The organism is Streptomyces uncialis (assembly GCF_036250755.1).
GTDB lineage: Bacteria > Actinomycetota > Actinomycetes > Streptomycetales > Streptomycetaceae > Streptomyces > Streptomyces uncialis.
Window position 1 is genome coordinate 389,630 of record NZ_CP109583.1, and the last position, 4,183, is coordinate 393,812.

5 protein-coding genes are annotated in these 4,183 nt (G+C 68.0%); all 5 read right to left on the reverse strand.

Annotation, left to right across the window (positions count from 1 at the left end):
- Positions 1 to 95: 95 nt before the first annotated feature.
- The 5 genes from sbnB to OG711_RS01610 all read right to left on the reverse strand — a co-directional run bounded on the left by sbnB (position 96) and on the right by OG711_RS01610 (position 4,169).
- Positions 96 to 1,097: a 2,3-diaminopropionate biosynthesis protein SbnB gene (sbnB, locus tag OG711_RS01590; protein ID WP_266504431.1), complete on the reverse strand. Its 1,002-nt coding sequence runs from the start codon at positions 1,095 to 1,097 to the stop codon at positions 96 to 98.
- Positions 1,098 to 1,118: 21 nt separating this feature from the next.
- Complete coding sequence (gene sbnA, locus OG711_RS01595) at positions 1,119 to 2,084, reverse strand: 2,3-diaminopropionate biosynthesis protein SbnA (RefSeq protein WP_073792447.1); 966 nt, start codon at positions 2,082 to 2,084, stop codon at positions 1,119 to 1,121.
- Positions 2,085 to 2,130: 46 nt separating this feature from the next.
- Positions 2,131 to 2,538, reverse strand: a complete 408-nt coding sequence (gene panD, locus OG711_RS01600) for an aspartate 1-decarboxylase (RefSeq protein ID WP_073792446.1) — start codon at positions 2,536 to 2,538, stop codon at positions 2,131 to 2,133.
- 139 nt (positions 2,539 to 2,677) lie between these two features.
- Positions 2,678 to 2,887: an MbtH family protein gene (locus OG711_RS01605; RefSeq protein WP_073792445.1), complete on the reverse strand. Its 210-nt coding sequence runs from the start codon at positions 2,885 to 2,887 to the stop codon at positions 2,678 to 2,680.
- 76 nt (positions 2,888 to 2,963) lie between these two features.
- Positions 2,964 to 4,169 (reverse strand): cytochrome P450, encoded by a 1,206-nt coding sequence (locus OG711_RS01610; protein ID WP_178391108.1) that lies wholly within the window; start codon positions 4,167 to 4,169, stop codon positions 2,964 to 2,966.
- Positions 4,170 to 4,183 lie beyond the last annotated feature (14 nt).

Below are 4,183 nucleotides of genomic sequence, written 5' to 3' on the forward strand. Positions count from 1 at the left end.
GCCCCGATATGGGCTGAATGATCGGCCCGTTGGACCGCTGTCCCCCGTTCCCGGTCGGCCGGCGTCGCCGGATGACCAGGACGGGGGGAGGATCGTCACCATCGCCGGGTCTCGGCGAAGAAGTCCGGCACGGCGACGGTCGTGCCGGCCCTGCGGGCGCGGCGGTGGACGAACGCGCCGACGGCGAGGTCCAGGATGCCGAGCCCGAACGGCGAGAAGATCACCGGCCTGCCCGGCGGCAGGGACACGGCGCCCGTCAGGACTCCGGCGAGGGTGCCGGTCACGAAGTCACGCCCGCCTGCCGCCTGCTCCGCCAAGTGCGGCGAGGTTTCGGCCTTCATGCAGTGCTCGACGTCGTCGAATACGTTGGACGCTGTCAGGATCACCTCGGGTGCGAGGTCACGGAGCGACAGGTTGAGGACGACCTGCTCCGGCTTGAAGTGGGTGTGGACGTAGGGACGGCCCGCCGTGGTGGCGAAGATCACCGTGTCGGCCTTCAGTGCCGTGCCGAGGTCGTCGGTGAAGTCGGCGCTCTCCCCCAGGGCGCCGCGCAGGTGGTCGACGAGGGCCTGCCCGGACGTCTCGTCCACGTCGTGCACAAGGTAGGAGGCGGGGCGGCAGCCAGCTTCTTGCAGGTACCGGCACACGGTGCGGGCGATGACGCCAGCACCGACGACCGCGAGGCAGGTTCCCTCGTACCCGTCGGGTCGCAGGGCCTGTGCCGCCACGGCAGCCGAGGCCGCCGTACGTGCGGCGCTGATCTGCGCGGCCTCCAGGCAGGCGATGGGATATCCGGTCTCGTAGTCGTTGAGGATCAGCACGGCCGAGGCGCGCGGTACGGATTTGCGGGTGTTGGCCGGGAAGCTGGAGATCCACTTGATGCCCGCGAGTTGGACATCCGCGCCGAGGAACGCAGGCAGCGCGATGATCCGCGCATCCGGCTTCTCCGGGAAGCGGAGGAAGTGGCTGTCGGGGTTCACCGACTCGCCGGCCTCGTGCTGGAGGTACGTCTGCCGCACGAGAGCCATGACACCGCTCCGGTCGTCGTTCAGGATCTCGTTGACCACGGGTCCGGGAACCAGGTCGAAGTCGAACATGCGGACTCTCCTTTCCAGGAGTCAGAGGATCGGCTGGAGGGCTTGCGGGCCGAAGTGGTCGACCACCCAGTCGTCGTCGTAGACCGTCTCCAGGTAGCGCTCGCCCATGTCGGGTGAGATGCAGATCGACTGCAGGGAGCGGTCGGCATCGTGCCGGTCGAGCCAGGTGCGGGCCCCGCCGACGACGGTTCCCGTGGAACCGCCGAAGAGCATTCCGCGTGCGGAGAGAGTGCGGCACATGCGGACGGCGTCGTTCTCCGGCACATGGACCACGTCGTCGAACAGACCGGATTCGAGCATGGGCGGCCGCACTCCCGCGCCCAGGCCCGGAATGTGCCGGGGCGCCGCCGGGGCGCCGAAGCTCACCGACCCCACGGCGTCGACGGCGACAACCCGGGCGCTGCTCCCCGCGTCTCGGAAGTAGCGCACACATCCCATCGCGGTACCGGAGGTGCCCACGCCGACGAACACGACGTCCACGTCGGGGAAGCGTTTGAGTATCTCCGGTGCGGTTGTCTCGTAATGCGCTTTCCAGTTCTCCTCGTTGGAGTATTGGTCGAGCCAGACGTAGCGGCTGTCCTCGGTGCACAGGCGCCGCACCAGGTCCAGTCGCGCTCCGAGGAAGCCGCCCTCGGGGTGCGGCTCGTCGACCCTGAGGACGGTGGTGCCCAGGGCCCGCATGGTGGCGGCGGTGAGCTGATTGCACCGGCGGTCCGTGACACAGGTGAAGTGGAGGCCCTTGCTCGCCGCGATAGCGCTGAGGGCCACACCGAGATTCCCGGACGAGGATTCGATGAGCGTGGTGTCCTCGGTGATCAGGGCGGCACGTTCGGCTGCGGCGACCATGGAGGCGGCCGCCTTCATCTTGATCGAGCCACCGAAATTGAGCCCCTCGCACTTCACATAGAGCCTGCGTCCCAGCAGCGGGCGCAGATCGACGTACAGATCGGAGCCGAACAGCTCCTGCGGTGACGTGATGATGGTCATGGATGTTCACCTCGGGGGGGGGGGTGGGCCCCCAGCTCCCCGTTCACTACCGGCCTGGCAGTTGCGCAGGTGCGCCGGGCACCGGCTCGGCCGGGTCATGTCCCTGATGGACTTGCCTGTTAGCACCGTCCACGTGCACCACTTTCGCCTGGTGGCTGTGCAGTTCGGACTGGTGGAGCTGGGCGTAGGTGATGATGATGACCAGATCCCCGGGGAGCACCAGGTGCGCGGCCGCACCGTTGACGCCGATCACGCCGGAGCCGGGTTCGCCCGCGATCGCGTAGGTCTCCAGCCGGGCGCCGTTGGTGATGTCGACGACCTGGACCTTCTCGTTCTCCACGATGTCCGCCGCCTTCATCAGGTCGGAGTCGATCGTCAGCGAGCCGACGTAGTGCAGGTCGGCTCGGGTCACGGTGGCACGGTGGATCTTGCCATTCATCAAGGTGCGCTGCATGAGATGCCTCGGTTCGGATCTCGGCTGATGGTGTCGGCATGACCGGCGGCATCCACACCCGGGTGGAAGCCGCCGATTGTGCGGTCGCGCCGAGGGCGGCGGGCGACGCAACGGTATGGACGGTCGGGGCGGTGAGGAATCACTCCCCCATGGCGCGGATCAAGCTCTTGGGACGCATGTCGGTCCAGTTCTCCTCGACGTAGTCGAGGCAGGACTGCCGGTCCGCCTCGCCGTGCACGACGGTCCAGCCGTCCGCGACGTCCGCGAAAGCGGGCCACAGGGAGTGCTGTCCCTCGTCGTTCACCAGAACGTAGAACGAGCCGTCCTCGTCGTCGAACGGGTTGGTCATGGTTGCTCCTTGGTCTCCTTGAGAGGATTTTTCCCGGGTTTCTTCGCGGGTCTTCACCGAGTGCGCGATCGAACGGTCACACGGGCTGGCCCAGCCGTACGGACAGCACAGCCGAGGACGGATCTGTGATCACGAGCGCCGGACTCCGTGACGGCGTCATGGCCGACGCAGACCGCAGCAGTCCGGCCAGCGCCGCGTGGGCCATGCTCCTGGCGAGCGCGGCTCCCAGGCAGTAGTGCATTCCGTGGCCGAACGCCAAGTGCGCGTTGTCCCGCCGGGCGGAGTCGATGACGCCTGGTTCGCCAAACCGGCGGTGATCGCGGTTGGCGGTCGCCAGGACCACTTGGACGAGGTCTCCCGGCGCGATGGTCGCTCCGCCCAGTTCCACCGGCTCGCGTGCGATGCGCAGGGTGCCCACCTCCGCGGACCCGTGGCGGCGCAGGATCTCCTCGACGAGCGCGGGGACGCCGGCCGGGTCCGAGCACCGCACGGCTCCTGTCAGGACCAGTACCGCCATGGTCCTGACCAGATGAGCGGTGGTGCGGTGTCCGGCGATCAGAATGCTCAGCGCCATGGAGACGAGTTCTCCCTCGGAGAACCGGTCGCCGTCGTCTCTGGCCCGGACGAGCGCGGTGAGCAGGTCGTCCCCGTCCCACCGTTCGCTGCGTCGTACGGCGATCGCTCCCGTCATGTAGGCGATCAGCTCCCGGGCATCTGCCACGATCCTCGCCGGGTCGCCGCTGGTGAGTCCTTCGGCCGACGAGCGCCACCGCTGCTGGTCGCCGGAGGGTACTCCCAGCAGTTCACCGATGACCAGGATGGGGAGCTGATGGGCGAAGTGCTCCATCAGATCCACTGTGCCGTCGGCGTCGACGTGATCGGCGAGCCCCGTGAGCAGGTCGTCCACGACCTGCTCAACACGTGGTCCGAGTCGCTGTATCCGACTAGGGGTGAAGGCGTGGGACACCAGTCTGCGCAGCCGGGTGTGGTCCGGCGGATCGTAGGCGGCGAGGGTCGAGGTCAGGGCCGTACGCAGGTCTTCAGGCAGGTTCGCGCCGGGCAGGGGAACGCTGTCCTGCCGACTGAGGTCGTTGCTGAAGCGAGGATCGGTGAGCACCGTGACGACCTCGTCGTATCCGGTGACCAGCCAGAGCTCGACGCCACCGAAGTGGCGTCCGCGGATCACGGGCGGACCCGCCGACAGGATGTCGTACCGGGAGTCCCGGTCGGCGGACGACAGGATCTCGTCCAGCCGTGGACCCTCGGACGCAAATGTGGGCATGGCGACCTTTCCGC